This is a genomic window from Botrimarina mediterranea, from assembly GCF_007753265.1.
In the GTDB taxonomy this organism is placed as follows: domain Bacteria; phylum Planctomycetota; class Planctomycetia; order Pirellulales; family Lacipirellulaceae; genus Botrimarina; species Botrimarina mediterranea.
On the sequence record NZ_CP036349.1, the window covers coordinates 1721714 to 1741060 of the forward strand.

Consider the following 19347-nt stretch of genomic DNA (forward strand, 5'->3'; position numbering starts at 1 on the left):
CCACCTAGGAACCGTCTCCATGAATACCGCAGCGCTTTCCTCTTCTAGGGACTTGCTAGCAAAGGGTGTTATTGCCCTCTGCTCAATAGTTGGGTCGAGCGCATGCGCGCAGTCAACGCTTGATCTTGGGCTCGCCGATTATGCCGAGCTTGGAAATATCGGTTTGAGAGCGTTGCCGGTTCTTGCTGAGCTGGACCTGACGGGCTTAGGTATCCAGGCGACAATCGACTGGAACAACACACTCGCCCCGGTCACGGATGGATTGTTGGGGCAGGCTATCGAGAGCACAGTTACTGTCGATAGATTTACGGATGCGATTATGCCATGGTTGACTTTCACGGCGTCCGACCAAGTTGGCAGCTCGACTTCGCCGTTCGGGTTGTTGAACCTAACGGGAATAGAAACGGGCCTCTCATCTTTCGACACGCAGATAATCGCATTGGAGGCAGGGCTGTCAGACTCAATTCCAGAACCAGACAGCGAGTGGTATCTGGCGGGAGCAACGAGCCTTGCGGCCCGGAGTCAAATGGAGACCGTCAGGGCGGACGCCGTCACCCGGCTCGAAGAGCTAGGAATGTCGGCGGCTAATGTGACGGAAGTACAAAGCAAGTTGTCGCTATTTGCTGACCGACTGATGGCCGGAAGTAATATCTCTTACGACGTTGCTGGCTACATCGCCACACTGCCCGGCGCGTATGCTGTGCAAGACACCGTCGTAAACTTGGTTGCGACCTCTGGCGACCTCGCGGGGCTTCGGGCCGGTCAACTCGCGACAACACGTGGGCGAGTGGACGCGCTGACGCCTTTGATCAGCACCAGACAGGCGGAGTTGGGGACTCTCGTTGAGAGCATTGACTACGTTCTTGCGAGCGGTATGCTCGGCTCCGAATGGAGAACGTCTGTGGAACCCGCCTCGCTCACCGGCGGTGTGTTCGCGATTAGGGGAAGTGAGCTAAGCTTCTCGGAAGCCGCCACAGAGATAGTCGGGCCTTTTTCGCTGGGAAGCGTTCAGTTCGACAATCTTGTCTTCCCATGCCCTGAAGTAGGGGCGTGCAGCTTTGTCACGCCCGGAAGCTTTGCCGGGGTAGCAACAAGGACGGTAGACGACCCTACGCTAGGCGAGCAAACGACCATCGGGGTCGCACAAGCGAACTTCTACTACATCACTATCGAGAACGTCGAAGGCAACCCAGTTGCGTCGCAAGACTTTGTGGCGATTCCGTCGTTGGGAAAGTACGCATGGGTGCCCGAAGAATTGACTGTGAGTTTTGACGTGCTTGCGAGCTACAATTCACCGCTCAGGATCTCGGGACTTGCTTCTTCGGACGGGCAAGCGGGTGCAGTAGTCGACGCACCCACTCTAAGCGATGTCAGTGCTATGCAAGACGGAGACGTCGTGCCTGGAATAGGGACCGGAAAGGTGCAGGTGGTTTCGTTGGTCGACACTATAGCGAGCCCCACGGAAAAGTCATTCCAGCTGCAAGACGAGACAGGCGGCATCACCGTCTTTGGTAGCAACAGCTTTATCGATGGCCTTCTAGTGGGAATCGAAGTCGGCGACTATGTAATCCCCGTTGGCTTTCAGAAAGCAAAGTTCAATGGGCTAGCAGAGATTGTCGACGGGGGGGGCTCTGGTTTCGGAACGTCGCTTCTGCCGACGGGTGAGTCGGGCGGAGTGTCCGCAAGAATGGTCGGCGCTAGTGATCTACAAGACTACAGCGAGCAAGCAGAGAGGCTCGAAAGCACTGTCGTTCAACTCGGAAGCGTTAGGTTCTTAGAAGAAGGTGTGTTTGCCGCAGGGACGAACTACGTGGTCACCGACGGCATCGCTGAGGCGACTGTCAGGATAAGTACGGCAGACATAGACCTTGTAGGCACTCGTATTCCCATCGGAGAGATCAGCCTCACGGGCGTACTAAGCCAGTTTGACTCAAGCAACCCAGCTGGCGGTACCGCTGGCCGAGGGTACCAGCTGCTGCTCCGAAACCTTTCTGATGTCGGTGTCGCAGTGCCTGAACCAACAGCAGCGAGCCTAATAGCCCTACTATTCTTTGTTGGCATGTTCGGATTCCGGAACCACACATTTGTTCATAGCGAACGCCTGGTTGCCGGTGACGCGATGGCCGCGCGCTAACAGCTCTGTAGCTTCTCGCCGCCACACAGCTAGGTCGTTGCAAGTGACGCACTCGTCCTTGTCTCTGTCGAGGGTCGTAGTGATGAGCCAATTAGCAATAAGCGGTGCGTGAGGACGATGCTCGTAATATCCTGTTACTGGGAAAGGAGCGTGCCCGTTGCATTTTCCCAGCGAGGCCGCAAAAAGAAGCATACGTTTGCGGTCACAGTCTTTCTGCTCGGGAATGGAAATAGGCACTAAGTCCATTGAGAACCCGATTGCGCACTGCATAGAAAGCGTGAGCTTGCTCGATGGCTCTGGCGATGCTTCGGCTAACAACTTCGTGCAGGTGAGTGTAAAGAGAATAAGGTGTACTAGCATTCCACGAGTCATGTTCTACGCGTAACATACATCGAGGAGTTAGGAAATAGGCTTTGCAGCAGCAGGGGGATTGTGGCATTAGCTTTACGCTAGCGACTGCGTTGTTGCGACCAGGGCTAAGAACTTCTTCGCCTTGGTTGCTTGGAAGAACTGGGAGAACAGCGAGAGACCACCCTACCGAATTGAGCGTGGAAGCATGGACTTTGGCTTCTTGATGCATAGACGAAGGTAGGGGGGGCGTGCAGCGGGGCTATGCCTTCGTTAGAACCTCCATCGGTAGAATCAAACCGAGAGCAGTTCTGGCGAGAGTTGATTGCGTGGGGGCGAAGGAAGGGACGAGTATTACGCGTTCCAATCTGAACTGACGGCTAGCACTCTACGCAACCTGATGCATCGAAAGAACTTGCAACTGCTAGCGACGCGCTACTTCAGATTGGAATGCGTACAACCCATCGAGAAGAAGGAGTGCTACTCAAATCTCCCACCCCCCTTTGCCGCAAGCAGGAGGCTCTCCGCAGATTTCCTCAACTCGTCCGGACCTGACGTTTAGGAGCGACCATGTGCCGGTGAAAATCTGCGAGGCCGCCTGCTGGATCCTTCCGCGCGAAGCGGTGAGCTGCTCGGGACTCCCTGATAGTACTGGATGTAGTCGCTCGACTTCTTGAGCGACCTAGAGAGTTCCGCCGCGTGCAAGACGACATAGCAGAGTTTAGCACGTAGTGCATTAAGACATTGCTCAACGCGGAGGACGAGGAGCTTGCGGCGGCACCTGTAATGCAACGACGACTAATACTTCAGCCGTGACTTATGGAGCAGATTGAGCGTCTTGACCCAGAGAAGCACCGCGTCTTTGGCATGGTCGCAATTCTCTAGGGTCTTTTTCTCGTGGGCGATGTAGTCGTTTCGGAAGTCGTATACTCGCGTGACGAGTTCGCCGAGATTGGTTTTCGCAAGGCCTCGGAATTGCGTGCGAACGCTCGTGAATATCCCCCCGAGAGGTTCGGAGTCTTTGGCGGCATAGTCTAGGCAGAAGACTAGGAGCCCGGTGGGCATCAGCGGGCTTCGATGGACGAGCAGTCGCTTGAAAGTTTTTGCTCGCTCGCGAAGAAACTCCGCCTTATCCCTCTCCCTACGGTTGGCAGGCTCGCCCATATCGGGATTAAAGAAGTCCTTTTGATCCGCATCGATGACGGGAACATCGCCGGTGAGACGCTCGAGCATCAACGCTTCGGCTGCGTTGTCGACAGGCCCCAGGAGCGGCTGGAAGATGGGTCCGTACGAGACGTTGTCCTTGTTCTCGTGGAAGAAGTACAAAGTGACTGCGTGCTCGATCGCCTTGCGGAAACGAAGGGGGAGCTTGTCAAGTTCCTCGGCCGAAATGAATTGCAGCACCTGTCCGGCGATGCGTTCTTGGTCAGAAGGCTCGAAGCGAAAGCTTAGTTGAGGCCCCGAGTCGCGTAGCAGCTCGTTTAGCGCGGGTTCGCATGCCCGGGACAGTTCCCGCATGCTCCGACGAGAGACGCGTTGAAAGACATCCTGAGGGACGTACAGGTACTCCCAGCGGACCGCCTTGGTCGAGGCAGCCTTGCACCATTCGATGCCCGCCCTGGCTCGGGCGGCGACCTCCACGTCAACCTGCCCTTTCGTTTCGACGAGATAATAGCGAGCGTCTGAGAGACGGACGATGAAGTCGGCTGTGTAGATCGAGCGCCGCCCGTCCCGGGCCAGGTAGTCGATTCGGAGGGCCTGCGGTCCAGCGTTCTTCGCGAACGCGGCGACATCCTCCGCACGGTCTGCGAACTCCGTAAAAGCGACTTCGAGTTCCCGGTTGCAGGGAACAAGGTTGAATGGCGTGCGGCTTGCGATCTCCGCCGGGTGACGTTCGGAGTGAGTCGCCTGAAACGACTTCCAGGCGGTCATCGACTGCGCCTCCGCTTCGGGGAGTCTTATTTCTTTGTGGGTGATACGAGAGAGGACCAACGGAACGAAAGTCGCGCGGATGTGCTCGCGAACGTCCGCATCTGCCAGCCGAGCCAGCAGACGCGGGTCGTAGAGCGTCACCTGGTTCTCGAAGAGAACCGATTCGAGAAACTCCTGGAGAAGGGGCGCAAGCTTGGCGTGTGTTCCGCGAATCTTGACCGCCCGCTCGATCTCTTCCCGGAAGAATGAGATGGCCCCGACGCCGTCCGCCAGCAGGTCGAGCTTGATCGTCATCTGTTCGACGACCTCGTTCGTGATGAGGTGGCGACCCTCGTACTGGATCTCCGTCTCTTCGGGCGTTCCCAGCGGCAAAGGTGCGAGAGTACCGAAGCTACGGCGTATGTCCTCAATGGATATCAGTCCCAACTCCGGTTCGACGCGGTATCCCGGCGAAAGCCGGGGAATCCGCAAGTCCAGCGCCTTAAGATCTTTATTCTCCCCGTCTGGATAGATCGTGACCGTGGTCCGGGGAATCTTTTCAACGTCGATGCCCTCGATCGGGACCCCTTCTTCCGATAGTTGCTCTCGGTAGAGACCAATGAAAGAAGGATGCTCAACGACGGTGACCACCTCGGCGGCTTGTCCGGGCGGCGTCATCCGTCGCAACCCGCGGCCGAGGGTCTGCTCCGGGAGAATCTTCGACGCCGCGGTGAGCGGACGGAGTGGAACGATGGTCGTGACGTTCCGCACGTCCCACCCTTCGCGGAGCATCAGAACCGAGACGATACAGCGGTAAGGGCTGGAGTTTTCGTCGAGCTCCCTCGAAAGCTTTCGAAGCGCCCGGAGGTCGTCGTCGCTGATGTCCTTCTCGTTCTCGACGAACTCATAGTAGGCGTTGACTCCGGAGCCACGCTTCTTGAGCTTACCTTTGAGGTTCGTGTGGAGGTTGATGGTCTTACCATTCAGCTCCGCGAACGACGGGTCCGAGTTCAGGCGCCCCGCGATCTGGTCCGCCGCCTCAGTGTCCTCGGTCATCACAAACATCAACGGCTTTTTACCGCTCTTCTCCCACTCGTCCTTGGAGGCGAGCCAGCGATTGTAGCCAATCGTCAAGTGCTGCTCGTACTTGTAGGCAGCGTCGTCGTGGGCTCGCTCGACGAGCTGTGAGCCGTGACCGATGATGGGCGTCTTAATGATGCCCGCGTCCACCGCCTCGCCTAGCGGCGTGTCAATCACAACGTGACGGAAGACGTTCCCCTTACTGTCTTTTGGTGTGGCGGAGAGGTCGAGTTGAGCGACCAGACCCCCTCCACGCCTGCGTGTGCTGTTGTGGATGTGGCTGATCGCCTCGTTCCACGCCGAGTCGGGGTCCCAGACATGGTGTGCCTCGTCGTTGAGGACCATGAGCCGTGGGTGGGAAGTGATACGCTCCCTCAGTGCGAGGCTCGTGTCGAGCGCCTTGGCCTTGGAGACATTAGGCCCGATCCAGTCATAGGTCTCAGCCTCCCCCCGAGAGCGTCTCGCCGAGTCGTAGAGGCGATGGATATTAGTCAGGTACAAGACGCCGCCGGTCGTAGCCGCGGCTGCCTCGTCTTGGAGAACCACCGAGAGGTTCCAATCCCCGCGCCAAGCGCTGGGGATAAGAGGGTCATTTTGGAAGATCCGGCCATCGCCAAAGTCGTCCTTTAGACGTTCGAAGACGGTCACGCCCGGGGCGATTACAACGAAATGTTTCGCCAGCTCTGAGTCGGGCTCGCGGAGCGCGTGGAAGTAGCTCCACACGATGGCGAGGCTCATGATTTTCGTCTTCCCGGCCCCAGTAGCGACCTTGAAGGCGTACTTCGCCCAGGCGTCTTCTTCTGGGTTGATGCCCAGAGCCGCCCGCTCGCTGTCGGGGCCCCCAAATTCAGCCGTCAAAGCCGACAAGTTGCGGACACCCAGCACCTCATAGAGGTAGATGAAGCTCTCGATCGCCTCTCGCTGGCAGAAGTAGTAGTTGAAGGGGAAGCTCGCCCCGTCGGGACCTTCGATGTAGTGGTCACAGTAGAACCAGTGGTGGAGCAACTCCCGCGTCGTGTCGGAAGCCCCGCCGTACTGGGCCTCACGCCAGTCCGCCAAGTAACGCCGTAGGTTCTGCGCGATGACGACGGGGCTTGGTCGGCGCCCATTGATAATGCGGGCTGGGTCCCCGTCGTGTTCTCCCCGGACGCGGTGTCGGTTGGGAACATCGGAAGGCCCGAAGAGCGGTTCCAACGCCCCTAGGTTGACCACTGGTTCGCTACTCATAGTCTATCTCGACGGTGATGGACGTGTCGCATCCAAAGATGTCGACGACCTTCACGCACGCGGTGTGGACGCCCTTCTTCGGGTACTGATAGCGCTGTTCCGACGCGGTCTTCAGTGACCGGTCTTTTCGCGTGCGGTAGTCCTGCCAGTGGTGGTTGAAGGGCCCGCCATGCTGGAAGTCGAAGTCGACCGCCCAGAAATCAATGAAGTCGAACCCGTTCTTGATGGCTCGCTCTTGGAGGGCCTTCAGCTCCTTGCTGGGGACCTCGGCAAGCGAGGGGAGGAACCTGGTCAGCTTAATGTCAACAGATTTTTCTTTCCCCTTCTTGTGGTAGACCGCCTTCGCCTCAAGCGTCGCCACCTCCAGAAACGGCGGCGGTTCTGTGCGGTTCTTCTCCATGATCTCACGCGGAATCTGGATGAGCTTGATCTTCACCCCAAGCTCCTTCTCCAGACGATTGCACTCGAGGCGCAAGTCCATCTCGAACTCCCAGGCCAGGCACGTCACCTCCTTCGCCCCGGCCTCCTTGGCGGCACTAGCGACGGCTTCAATTTCCCTGCGAGTGAGGATGCCGTCGATGCCATCGACGTGGCACAACGAAGGACCCTTCTTGCCATGAATGAGTGGGGAGGGAGCAGATTTAAGCAACTCCGCCTTGTAGAACTCAAGCACCACACGTCGGTGGTCGTCGTCAGCCCCCTTGAGGCGTTCTTTCTGCCACCACTGCCGCTCGTAGCGCCCAAGGTTAAATACGTCAAACGCCCGGTACGGGCGGTCGCCGTCGTGTTGCTTACGTTGAGCGTCTATCATCCTCTTTCTAGCTGTGTGTATAGCAAACCGACCCAAGTCTGCCATGATCCAGCGCCGGTCTAATTTTTCTGCCACCACCCCCGTGGTGCCGGATCCACAAAAGAAGTCTGCTACCAAGTCTCCTGGGTTAGTTGATGCCAATATGATTCGCTCCAAGAGAGCCTCAGGCTTCTGCGTCGTATACCCGCATTTCTCATGCGACCATCCGCGTATCATACTGATGTCATCCCACCAAGTTCCAATCTGTACGCCTTTGGAGTCCTCAAGGTAACTCTTACGCATCGGAACTGTTCCGGGGTTAGTTTGCACCACCAACCCTCTATCGATGAGGTCCTGCATCTTCTTCTTGGAGTATCGCCAGGCTCGCGTTACTCCCTTAACTTCGTAGACAGGATTGCCCTTTGCTTCCCCACCTGGACCAAGCATGTTTTCGAGCTTGTACCTCCTCCCGTCTTCATCACTGTACCTAAAGAAACCCTCGACGTAGTCTTCGCTCAGCGGAACGTACAGAGGGTTCCACGTCACGTTCTCGGAATTGCGATAGAATAGTATAGTGTCTTGTATCCGCGAGTAATGCCGGCTGCCCTGACCTGCGTCGCTCTTCGCGTCAGATCTCTTCCAAACAATCTCGTTGACAAAGTTCTGTGGTGCGAACAATTCATCAAGCATAGCTCGCAAGTAAGCATCCACGTGCCAATCGCAGTGCACATACAACGCACCATTCTCCGATAGCAGAGCTTTTATCAGAACAAGTCGCTCATACATCATTTGCAGATAGGAATCTCGCCCCCGCCCCCAGGTGTCACGATAAGCAACCATTTCGAGCGTGGACTGGTCCTTGTGCACTACAGCATTCTTCTCGCCAATCGGGACGTTCATCGAGAAGTCTGCGCCTACATCAAACGGTGGGTCGATGTAGATGAGGTCGATCTTCCCTCGGTAATTGGCCAACAGGGACGATGCGACAAGTTTGTTGTCACCCCAAATCAGCATGTTCCGGAAGTCGTCCAGATGGGCTGTGGACTCGTCAAAGAGCAGGCCTTGAGCCTTCGCACGGGCCCGTGGCTCGTCGATTGTTTCAATTTTTTGAAGAGGCATGGCGATACTCGCCGCATCAACCTCACGGCGGTTCCCCCACTCGTCGTACTTGCCCTCCCAAACCAGTTCCGTACGAAGCGTGCTGAGCGGGTGGGGGTTGTCTGGGCCGTACTGGGCAGGACTGGTGCCGTTGGGTTGGCTTTCTTTCTTCGGTTGCGCCATTGAAAGTGGTGCTTTTGCGGAAGCGGAGAAGATGGACGGGCGTGACGTAAGAGCATACCCGGGAACGGTTTGCGGGCATTGTAGCGAGACATGGCGTCGGCGCAGAGGCAATTCGCGTAGGTCTTTTATCCTAGACGGACCGATTTTTCCCCGATTTCTTGCCTTCCGCGCGAACCCCGACACCTTCGGGTGCGTTCATCACTCTCATGGTCTGTCATGTAGGCAGCGTGCTCGCCAGGGGCGAGAACTTTGGCACGCGGCCCCTCTGTCCCGCCTGGGCCAGGGCCGTCGACGTCTGATTGGGACGATTCGGCGATACCCACTCTCCGCATTTCGCGTAGTGTGGCACGACTAGTCGCTCACTCAGACGCACTAGGAGACTTGCTATGTTGCTGGTCGAGTTCATTTGCACGCGTTGCGGGAATCGGTTTGAAGCAGAGATCTTCGAGAAGGGTGAGGCGGAAGAGCAGCGAGCACCCACGTCTTCCGCTCGCTGTCCTGCCTGTCAAAGCGTCTACATTGATCGCCTTCGGGAGCGTCGTTTGCCGAAGCGCCCCCGTTAGCACCATTTTTGACAGGAGCAATGTCATGCGTGTGTTCGTAAGTTCTGTGATGCAAGGATTCGAGGCAGAGCGAGCGGCTGCTCGTAGGGCGATAGAGTTGCTTCGGCACGATGCAGTCATGGCTGAGAGCTTTGGGGCGCAGCCCCAAAGCTCTCAGTCTTCCTGTCTCGAAAGAGTACGGAGCAGTGACGTTTTCATAGGCATCTTTGGTCGTCGATACGGGCAAGTGGCGCCTTCGGGGATGGCTGTCTGCGAAGAGGAGTTTGAAGAGGCTCGTCGACGTGGTCTCCGCATTCTGGTTTACGTCTCGAAAGAGGAGAAAGAGGCGAATCAAGTCGCCTTTCTGAAACGAGTTGGGGACTACAACAATGGGTACTTCTACGGCAGCTACTCCACCCCAGCGGAGCTACAGGAACGAGTGGTTCAAGGGCTAAACGATCTCGAACGGTCTGATACCGGCAAGAAGACCGGCGAAGAGGCGATGCGTCAGCTGCAGTCGCATGCTGGTGCCATGCCAGCGAGTAGGCACCAAACATCGCTAGTCTTTAGCATCACGCCAACGCAGAAACTTAGCGAGGTAATCGGCCCGAAGAAGCTCGGAGAAGATGATTTCCACGAGCAGATTTCTCAACTGCTACTGTTCGGCAATAAGCCACGTTTCTTCGACGCTTCGCTAGGAACTACCATCGAGGAAGGTAGGGACTACGTGCAGTTCCTTCAGAAGATCGATGGGAGGCGAGGAACTTTCTCCTCGGTGTGTCTGTACTCTGATGGAAGTGTGGTCTTTGGCTGCGATCTCACGGGGCCGGAGAGGGGGATGGAATACGCGATGATGCTCAGCAGCGTCATCGACAGTGATCTGACGCGCGTCAGGCTTATGGCTGCGATTCAGAGCACCGCGCAGTACTATCAGCTATTGAATGACCATCGCCTGGCGACGTTCTTTGCTCTGGCGGAGCTGCGGGGAGTCGAACAGAAGCAGTTCGGGCCTTGGCCTAGCACGCCACCAAAATCGATGAGCATGCCGACGCATCAACTAGGAAACGCGATCTACGCGACCGATGGCCCCATCAAGGTATCGCTTCCTCAGACGCTTGAGGGCGTGGCGATCGCTTCCGACTTCGTTGACCGGTGGACACGTATTTTCAAGGCAGCAGGGGCCTTCTTCACCCCATGAGGGTAGGCCGGGTGACTGAATTGTTTTCTCCGTGCGGTAGTAAGCTCGATGCGATCGGAAGTCGAATGCAACAGAACAATCGGTTCGAGTTGATGTCCGCTTCTGGTCGCAAGTCCTTGACCTCGCAACGGGTTAGTGTGCGCTTGCCCTGCCTTGCCGTGCTGCTTTCGGCTGCCCCCAGGGAAGTCGAATCTCTTCGTGCCTTTTTGCGAGTTACGTGGTAAACTAGAGGCATGAACCTTCTGCTGCACCTACCGCCAGAGCTTGAAGCCAGGCTCACCCAGCAAGCCAGATCGACGGGTCAGAACCCCGAAGAGATCGCACTGCGTGTGCTCGAAGAGCAGCTAGTTGACGAGACGCTCGCTACTGCTTCATTGTCGGCAGACGACTGGGTGTCGGATGTCCGTTCTTGGGCCGAGAGCCATCGGACGCTGAGCCAAGAGGCGGATGATAGCCGCGAGAGCATCTACGCGGGTCGCGGTGAATGATTCTGGTCGACGCGAACGTTCTGCTTCGATTGGTGCAACCGAGTCACTCGATGCACCCGGTAGCCCTGGAGGCGCTCTCCCGGTTGCGGCAGGGCAGCCAGCTGCTAGCGGTCGTTCCCCAAATCCTCTACGAGTACTGGGTGGTCGCCACCCGCCCGACCGACGTGAACGGCCTGGGGCTGACCGCCGAAGAGGCAGACGCCGATGTCGCTAAGCTTATCCAACGGTTCCGGTTACTGCGGGACGAGCGGAGCGTCTTCGAACGGTGGCACGAGCTAGTTGTCGAGCACAAAGTGCTCGGCAAGAACGCACACGATGCAAGGCTGGTAGCCGCCATGCAGCGGCACGGCATGAGTCGTTTGCTAACCTTCAACGGCGGAGACTTCAATCGGTACAGCGGCGTCGAAGTGCTTAATCCGCAAACGGTCGCTGACTCTTGAGAAGCAATCGGAAAAACCAATAAGGCGACAGTATATGGCGACGATTCGAGAACTTCGGCGACGTGAGAAGTGCCGGCCAAGTCTAAACCGAGAATTCGAAGACATTCTCATCGGTTCGGAGTGCTCGGGGGAACTAGAAGGGTTCCTGAGAGAGAGGGGGTTTCGCGTCTCCTCTCCGGTAGAGGCTGCGACCGGGGTAGACCTAATCGAGATTGGCGGAAGCCCCGACTTGGATGAGGTCGAGGCCGCCATTCAGCAGTGGAAGAACGCGGATTGAGAACGTCAGCATGCAGAAAGCAGCACGGGCGGGCAATTGAAAAAACTTACACGTCGTCAGTGCTGACGTAGGTTTTCCCCATCTTCTTCAAGCCCTTTTTGGTCAGGTCGATCTTTGCACCGGGCAAGTCAAGTTGAAGATTAGCCGCCGATGCCAACAGAGCCGACGCGAGGGCGTCGGTCGCCGTGACCGAGCCCGGATTGTGCTCTTCGGAAACGAACAGGTTCTTGCTCAGGCGTTCGATTAACTCGGTAGGAAACTCGGTTTTGTCTCCGGCTGCCAGGGACTCGAAGTAGAGCTCGACGAGCCAGCTTGCTCGCTCAACATCGAGGTGCAGCTGTTTTAACTTGAAGTCTTCGGCTGCCGAGCGAGAGGCGAAATCGTTGAGCCACTTGATGAAGAATCCGGCCGTCACAATGGCGCCAACAGTCGCCCCGATGCGTGACAGGATGATGAGCGAGGCGGCTTGGCCCGTGCCGGGGTCGAGGCGAAACAATGCGACCACCACGGCCACGAAGAAGGCCAACAGGCCAACATAGCCGACGACAACGAAACCGCGACGCCAGGTAGTTTCGGGGCTAAGCTTGAGCCGGTCGGCCTGTTTGATGGTCTCAAGGAGCTGTTTTCGGTCGTCGCGGCGAGCATGAGTTGCCGCTCGGTCATCTACCTCTTTCGTTCGTTCTTCGAGAGCCTTTTCTCTGGCATCCAGGTCGGAGTTCCGCTGTTGGTACGTCTCGTCCTCGTCGGATTGACGAGAAGCGAAGCTCTCTTCGAGTTCTGCCAGACGCTTCGAGTGCTGAGCGTCGAGAAGCTCTCGCTGTGCGTTTAGATGCTCGTTCTGTCGTCCGACCAGCAATTCGAGGCGATTGAGCGCTTCTTCTCGAGCTGCAAAGTGCTCCTTAGCGTGGGTTCCGATAAGTGAGCCGAGGTCTATCGAGACCGAGCTTCGAAGCCGAGTCTGGACTACTGCTGCGAAGTCGATGAACTCTTCGGACGTGCCACTAAAGTGCTGCTTGTTTAGCGTCAGGTCGTCGTAGAAGGCTACCTCTGAGTTTGCTGGCCGTACGATGTGACGTTGGACGGAAACAAGAGCCTGATTCTGGCCGTTGTACAGATGGGCGGATCTGATTACGCGTGACGCCTTACCAGCGAGCCGAGCGATTATCTCGTGCTCATCCAGTTCGCTCCTGGCGATTCTGATAGGCTCGCCATCGACGAATCCGAGATGGATTTGTGCAACTTCTTTGGCGGCGTCTGACCGCGTAATCTCGACAAGTGCGGCGACCAATTCGCCATCAGTGGTGCGGACAATCCGCTCGGTAATTGGGTCGGCCATGGGTGCATCCTCGGAAGTGGTGAGGACACGCTAGCACCACTTGAGCTGAGAAGCAAAAAGAACCCGGTACGAGCCTGTGAGCTGCACGGTTGCCCCGGCCTAGCAGTCAATGCCTAGTGCCCCTCAATCGCCTTCTCAAACTCATCCTCGGACGGCTCGACATACCGCCAGATGTGGCGGTCAGAGATGTGGTTGGAGCGCTTTTTCGCGAACTCGATGCCCTTCTCGCGGGTGAGTTTGCGGAGAGTGTGGTGCCGGAGGACGTGGGGGCTTACGTCAATCTTCTCTCCCTCGGGGAGGTTCCGGTTGGCCATCGCCGCAATCGCCTTGAGGGCGTCGGCGTACTTTTGGAGGGTGAGCCGCTTGCCGGTCTTGCTCTGGAAGAGGGGGCCTGGTTCTTCGCCCCGCTCCTCGGTGAGGTAGTCCGAAAGGGCCTCGGCGGCGTCCTTTCCGAGCGGGACCCGCTCGACAATCAGGTTCCCTTTGCAGCGGACATTCACGAGGGCCGAGCCGTCGAACTGGGCCAGGTCGAGCCCGAGGATTTCTGAGGGGCGGAGGGCCGAGTTGAGCCCGACGTAGAGCAGGGCGTGGTTGCGGTAGGGGCGTTGATTGGCCCGGGTGTTGGTCTTCATCAGTTGCAGCGAAGCGTTCCGGAGCCGCCCCTCGGCGAGCTCCGGGAGCCCCCGCCAGGCGGGCCGCCGCTTGGGGGTCGTGTCCTTGACCTTCGCCATCGGGAACCCGGCGAGGAACGGCCGCTGGTGGGCAATCCACTTGGCCGCCGTCCGGAGCGTGGCGAGCACCCGGTCAATCGTCGTGGGAGCGAGCGGCTTGCCGCTCCTGGCGCCGGTGGTTTCGGTGAGCCGCTTCAAAAAGCTCTTCGAGGTGGCGACCGTCCATTGGTCGGGGTCGTCGTCGCCGGTGAACTCAGTAAAGAAGGCGATAAAACGTTCGAGGTCGGCCCGCTTGGCCTTGAAGGTGTTGGTGGCCTCCTCGCCATTTGCGGGGGCCCCGACTTCGAGAGTGAGGTAGAGGGAGAACCAGGCGGCGAGCGAGTTGCGGCGGCTGGTCGGGATGAGCTTTTCGGCCGAGGCGGTGACGAGCACGAGCTTCCCCTCCTTGGGTGACGGGCTGACGGACGGCCGCGAGGCCTTCTTGGGGGCGACCGACTTGGTCGACGGCTTCTTGTTGCCGGGGGCCTTAGGGACCACGACCTGGGCGGTTACGGGATGCACGGGGGTGACTCGCCGCTTCTTCGCCATCACGGTTCGCTCGATGCTCTCTCGTTGTCGGTCAGCACACGGACGTTCTCGGTGACTAGGTGGAGGGAGGCCGGTTGGGGGGTGACCGAGCCTTCGCCGGTCAACTCTCCGTTACGGTCCTTCTTCCAGCGATGCCGCCAATGGACGGCGAGCAAGAACACGGTCTCGCCCGTAGTGGTCTCCACCTCGACCGCCGAGTACTCGTTGTCGAGCCACTCGACCTCTTGCACGCCGATGACTTTCGCCCCGCGGAGGGCCTCCTCTCGTTCTTCAATTTGCTCGCTCTTCACTCGCCTCCTTTATGCCCGGCTGACCCGCCGGACCTTATTGACCGCAAACTATCGCCCCGATTCGCCCCGAGAACCGGGGTTCTGGTGCGTAACAGGGAGTCTGAGGTTTAAGTATCGGTCAATAAGGTACATTATTGACCGTTTTTTGTCAACAGAATTATCCCGCGGACGCATGCTGGCTGAGTCATCAGAATCAGGTAGCATCACTGCGGGATTTGACTCCGCCAGACCGGTTCTTGAATGCTGGATTGGCCTTTCAGAAAACCGCTTGAGACAAATGAATCATGATTAACCGCCGCACGATTCTGTCAGTGGTACTTCAGTTGCTAGCCGTGCAATTTCTCACTGCTTCTTCCAGCGCACGTGCTGAGACAGTCGCTTTCTGGTCATTCAACGATATCGGAAATGCCACCGTCTCCGAGGTGGCCGCTGACATTGGTCAGGGAGTGGGAACCACGATAGGGGGCGTATCTGGGCGGGCAGCTGAGGGAACGGGGTACGACGATGTAGTAGCTGGTTTGGCGTGGGAGTTGACTGACTTCCCAAGCCAGGGTACCGCGGAGGAGACAGCTGGGGTGGAGCTTCGAGTTCCGACGCTCGGATACTCGAATATTGTGATACGACTCGACCACTTCATTGGCGCCGGAAGTGCTCTCGAATCGCTACTTCAGGTGACATATGACGGCATTAACTACACCGGTATTCGTCAGTTCGGTAGTGACTTCATAGACCCCTATCAGCAGGAGGAATGGGGAGACCCCTTATCTATGTCCTATAGTTTTGGCACGTCGAATCAGAATGCCGCGTCAAACAACCCAAATTTCGGTTTCCGGTTCGTGTCCGACTTTTACCCCTCTTTTAATTCGACCTTCTACCGCTCCTTTGGCGGGGCCTACAGCCCTGATGCTGCGTGGAGAATCGACAATATTCTTGTGACGGGTGACTTGTTGTTTCGCCCCGGTGACTTCAACGGAGATGGGCTCGTTGATGCGGCGGACTACACGGTGTGGCGTGATGCGGTCGGAACGGCGAACCCGTCCCTAGCCGATGCAAATCGCGACGGGCAAGTTAATGCGTCCGACTATGAAGTGTGGGCGTCAAACTACGGCAGCAGTTCCAGCGGCGTTACGTCTACTGTGTTGCAGAGCGTACCTGAGCCAACCACTGCGGTTCTGCTAGCCCTCGGTACGCTCGCTGCCGTCGGTTGCCGCAACGTGCGAGAGCTTGGCGAATACGTTGGGACATGCTCTCAGAATAATTGCGGCGATTCGCCGCAGCTTGGGCAGTGCATCCGGCGTTGCTGCTCGATGTAAGCCTCGTAGAGCCTGGCCTGCTGACGGTCGTGTTCGGTCGTTGACTCAGGAGCTTGGCTGGGGGCATTGCCGTGGGGGCAGGTGGATTGGTGATTCGGCTCGTGGTTCGTTTGCGTGATCATCTTGAGATTCCCCTTGATGGTGGTGGTTGCCCCTCGCAAGAATTGGGGGCAACCACCACCATCAAGGGAAATCGTTTCCGAGACATCCGCTCGAATACGGCGGCTCCGAACCTTCACCCTAAACAAACGAGGGCGCCGCCCAGAGGCTACCGTGGTGCTGTCCGTCTGCCCAGGTTTCTTGGAGCAGGATCGTGCTACAAGCTGGTAGGCTACTCTTTACGTTCGCGTGAGCGGTTCCCTCGCTTGCCGCAGAGCTCTTAGTCCACCTAGCCTCGTGTAGCTCTCGTAGCTTCCGGCATACCAAGTCGTGATCCATGGCCGCCAAGTCAGAAAAGCCGCAGAGTGCCGAGCGAGAAGAACCGGTTTCCCCAGATTCCGCTGATAAGTCGTCCAGCAAGATAACTGCCGATGAGCGAACTATAAGCCGACTTCCTACTACAAGACGGATAGGCGACGACCCGGGGAAGGCCTTGTTATCACGTGCTGCCTTAATCGCGGCTCCGTGGAAGGCTGTTGGGGAGGTTAGCTCTCTTTGGGAAGAATCGTTTATTCTTGTTACTGGTTTAAGAGCCAACGGTCCCGAGCGTTGGAAAGTATTTGGGAAATACACCAACACACGGCAGGAGTGTTGGTTGGAGGAAGCTAGCAACACGCTCGCCAAAGCTGTTCGCATCGGATTGTCCACTTTCCATGATTATGGGCGACCTCGTGGTAGCCACAAGAGCGAAGCCCTTCCTGCATTGATCGTAGGACGTATCGTTATCGACCATGAGACGTTGGAGAAGACTTGGAAGCACTACGAGTTGCAGAGTATAGCCGCTTACTGCGATGAGCATGGCTTGAATCGTCAGGAGTTTCTCCTTGCCAAACTAACGGCTTACAAGGCCTATCGAAGTGGAAATGATGTACTTCACGAATACAAGCGGTTAACAGGGGAAGCGGCCAGTGGCAAGCTCCCAAGAGCACGCTCTTCGACGTTAAGATCCTACGCCCTAAAGTATCGGAGCCAAGTCAGTTCACTTTTTTCCAATTGCTTCACATGGCCTAGCGTGATGATGGCTAAGAAGAGTGGCGGGCGTGCCATACGTCTGATTGATTCCCGAGAGTCTTATGTCTGGGGAGCGGTTGAGCTTCGATTTATCGATGCCGTGGATCCGGTAGAGGATGCGTTGTCAGAGACTGCGTCTAGTTTTGATTTAGGCACGCGTTCATGGCATCATGACCTGGAAGCGAAGTGTAGGGCTTGGCTTGATGGCTACGTTAAAGGTAAACAGCGGTTGGCAAGAGTAAGTGGTAGTGTAAAGCAGCTCATTGAGTCTTTTTCGACTCTCGAAGGCGAACTCCTGAAGGATACCCTCCGGGCGATTGCCGAGGGGCTGGATGACGAAGCCTTGGGCGAGCTAAGCCGTGTTGTTGCCGATGAGGCTCGAGCTAAGGGCATCGCTCTCGATTATGCCGACCAGGCGTCGTCATCCGATCCAACAGAGTCCACCGGTTCGTCTGCACAGAGTACCGCGAGTACCGCAACGGCCTCTGCCAAAAATCCCGCCGGAGCTTCCAGAGACCCCGTGGCAGTCGCTGTCGGCAAGGAGATAAGGCGTCTTCGTGAACTTAAGGGCAAGAAGAACGCTAGCGACTTCGCGAAGCTCATTGGCAGGACTCGCGGACAGTTGTCGAACTGGGAAACCGGACAAAAGCTCCCATCATTGAAGAGCATGGTGCTGATAGCCAAAGCCCTTGAAGTGCCTACCGAATTGCTCTCCAGTCTCGTCGAAGGTGATTTCCAAGAATCTGATTGAATCTTCTTGACGACGTATCCCCGAAGGGATACAGTGGGGTTGTAATGCCTTCCAGCAGTGTTTTTTTGATCCATGTGTATCCCCCGGAGGATACGATGCCCTTGAATTATGCCGCCGACCAGCCCAAGGTGCCCGAGCCAGATTCTCGTCGGGTCACTGTTGAGTCCGCTCCAGCCGTCTCGGACGATGGCACGGGTTCGGACGTCGCCAGCGGCGGCGATCTGGCCGCCGAGATTCTTGCGATCGAGGCTCGACTCGTGGCGGGCATCGAGGCTTACGGCCACGGCGACCCTCGCCGTGGCGAGGCTCTTGCTCGCCGCCGCATTCTGATGCCGACCGTTATCGTCAACGCCGCGGAGCGATACGGCCAGCTTCTGCTTCACTCAGCGGAGGAAGGCCGGACTGAGTTGCCGCTGCGCTTTCATGACCGCGGTCCGGTCAGTGCATGGTTCCCACTCGCCCTGGGGCTGGCTCACTTGATTGACCACCGGGCAAGAACTCTCGGTCGCCGCTCGAAGTCGGTCACTCCTGCGATCGCCGGAGCGGCCGCCTCGTGCGACGCGGCGAAGGAAGGGGAGCAGCATGCCTGATTAAGTTAGCCGAGGTCTCATGGCCACCCACCCTCACGGGTGCCGGTCAAAACTGAACATCGCGCGAGATACCTACCGCCTCCTGTACCAGACCCTCCTTCAGTTCTTGCCATAGATTCCTTATCGAGGTTATTGCCATGTCTCTACTTGAGCCTGGGTCTGGACATAGTGTCCAAACCACTCACGACGGGGAAGTCGTTGCGGATACGGAGTGGGGGCTAGAGCCGTCTGACCGTGCCAAGCTCAATCTATATTCCAAGCGAGTCTGTCAGGATAGCTCGAAGGTTGTAATTCACTACCTGAAGATCGGTCGTTGGTTGTATGAGGCACGCGAACTACTTAACCGGGGCAGAGACGGTCGTTACGGGCGTTGGATAAAGGAAGAGACACCACTGGAATACAAGACCGCAACGAGGATTCGCAAAAGTTGGGAGCGTTTGTGGCCAATCATCGAGGAGCACCATGGAGGGAAAATTGAACAATGGTGGTCAAACGTTAGCCAGACGGCTTTCTATGCTTTTGGCGATCCCAAGCGAGTTAGTGATGAACTGCTCGAGCGGCTCTTGACTTTGGCCGCCAGCGGTGAGCGAGTAATGCCCAGGACAGTATATTTGTTTACTAACCAGGATGTCAGGTTAGACGAGGTGAAATCGTCGCGACACCACGAGTCACTTCCCGTGCAGGTCGTGCGGCACTACTTGCGAGCTGGCGGCTACAAATGTTTCGTTAGGAGCGACGATCCGAGCTATGGGATTGCGATTGCTTTCGTTCGCGAAGACGAAGCCCCCAAGTACCCGGAGTCTCCTGATTATGATTGCGACTTTAACGCGCTAGGCAATCTCAATCCCCCGGAGAACCTGAAGGCCATTATGGCTCTTAAGGCAAAGTAGTTCACCTTACATTCGTTCGCTGGTATTGAGCT

General features: G+C 57.3%; 13 protein-coding genes. 8 read left to right on the forward strand and 5 right to left on the reverse strand.

The window, feature by feature from the left end; genetic code table 11:
• Positions 1–19: 19 nt before the first annotated feature.
• Positions 20–2134 carry a hypothetical protein gene (locus Spa11_RS06840; RefSeq protein ID WP_145109804.1) on the forward strand — a complete coding sequence of 705 codons (2115 nt, stop codon included), beginning with the start codon at positions 20–22 and terminating at the stop codon, positions 2132–2134.
• 1146 nt (positions 2135–3280) lie between these two features.
• On the opposite strand, the gene Spa11_RS06845 is transcribed toward Spa11_RS06840, so the two are convergent.
• Both Spa11_RS06845 and Spa11_RS06850 read right to left on the reverse strand, forming a co-directional pair.
• Positions 3281–6700, reverse strand: a complete 3420-nt coding sequence (locus Spa11_RS06845; RefSeq protein ID WP_145109807.1) for a DEAD/DEAH box helicase family protein — start codon at positions 6698–6700, stop codon at positions 3281–3283.
• The gene (locus Spa11_RS06850; protein WP_145109810.1) at positions 6693–8771 is read right to left on the reverse strand and encodes a site-specific DNA-methyltransferase; all 2079 of its coding nucleotides are present in this window, start codon (positions 8769–8771) and stop codon (positions 6693–6695) included. Before Spa11_RS06850 ends, Spa11_RS06845 begins: the two co-directional genes overlap by 8 nt.
• Positions 8772–9359: 588 nt before the next feature.
• Here Spa11_RS06850 and Spa11_RS06855 point away from each other — a divergent pair.
• The 3 genes from Spa11_RS06855 (at position 9360) to Spa11_RS06865 (ending at position 11439) form a co-directional block, all read left to right on the forward strand.
• On the forward strand, positions 9360–10511 hold the full coding sequence (locus Spa11_RS06855) for a DUF4062 domain-containing protein (protein WP_145109813.1): 1152 nt from the start codon (positions 9360–9362) through the stop codon (positions 10509–10511).
• 233 nt (positions 10512–10744) lie between these two features.
• Entirely contained in the window at positions 10745–10999 is a 255-nt protein-coding gene (locus tag Spa11_RS06860; protein ID WP_145109816.1) for a hypothetical protein, read from the forward strand.
• A complete protein-coding gene (locus Spa11_RS06865; RefSeq protein WP_145109819.1) occupies positions 10996–11439 on the forward strand; it encodes a type II toxin-antitoxin system VapC family toxin in 444 nt (147 codons plus the stop codon). The genes Spa11_RS06860 and Spa11_RS06865 overlap by 4 nt, the downstream gene beginning before the upstream one ends.
• A 323-nt stretch (positions 11440–11762) precedes the next feature.
• Here the strand turns inward: Spa11_RS06865 and Spa11_RS06870 are convergent, their stop codons facing one another.
• The 3 genes from Spa11_RS06870 to Spa11_RS06880 form a co-directional block, all read right to left on the reverse strand.
• Positions 11763–13052 carry a hypothetical protein gene (locus tag Spa11_RS06870; RefSeq protein WP_145109822.1) on the reverse strand — a complete coding sequence of 430 codons (1290 nt, stop codon included), beginning with the start codon at positions 13050–13052 and terminating at the stop codon, positions 11763–11765.
• 113 nt (positions 13053–13165) lie between these two features.
• Positions 13166–14311 (reverse strand): tyrosine-type recombinase/integrase, encoded by a 1146-nt coding sequence (locus Spa11_RS06875; RefSeq protein ID WP_145109825.1) that lies wholly within the window; start codon positions 14309–14311, stop codon positions 13166–13168.
• Positions 14311–14601: a hypothetical protein gene (locus Spa11_RS06880; protein ID WP_145109828.1), complete on the reverse strand. Its 291-nt coding sequence runs from the start codon at positions 14599–14601 to the stop codon at positions 14311–14313. Before Spa11_RS06880 ends, Spa11_RS06875 begins: the two co-directional genes overlap by 1 nt.
• A 284-nt stretch (positions 14602–14885) precedes the next feature.
• Here Spa11_RS06880 and Spa11_RS06885 point away from each other — a divergent pair, with 284 nt between their 5' ends.
• From Spa11_RS06885 to Spa11_RS06900, 4 genes are all read left to right on the forward strand, one after another.
• Complete coding sequence (locus Spa11_RS06885) at positions 14886–15914, forward strand: dockerin type I repeat-containing protein (protein ID WP_145109831.1); 1029 nt, start codon at positions 14886–14888, stop codon at positions 15912–15914.
• A 436-nt stretch (positions 15915–16350) separates the two neighbouring features.
• Complete coding sequence (locus tag Spa11_RS06890) at positions 16351–17835, forward strand: helix-turn-helix transcriptional regulator (protein WP_145109834.1); 1485 nt, start codon at positions 16351–16353, stop codon at positions 17833–17835.
• Between the two features lie 95 nt (positions 17836–17930).
• Positions 17931–18425, forward strand: a complete 495-nt coding sequence (locus Spa11_RS06895) for a hypothetical protein (RefSeq protein ID WP_145109837.1) — start codon at positions 17931–17933, stop codon at positions 18423–18425.
• A gap of 137 nt (positions 18426–18562) precedes the next feature.
• Entirely contained in the window at positions 18563–19315 is a 753-nt protein-coding gene (locus tag Spa11_RS06900; RefSeq protein ID WP_145109840.1) for a hypothetical protein, read from the forward strand.
• Positions 19316–19347 lie beyond the last annotated feature (32 nt).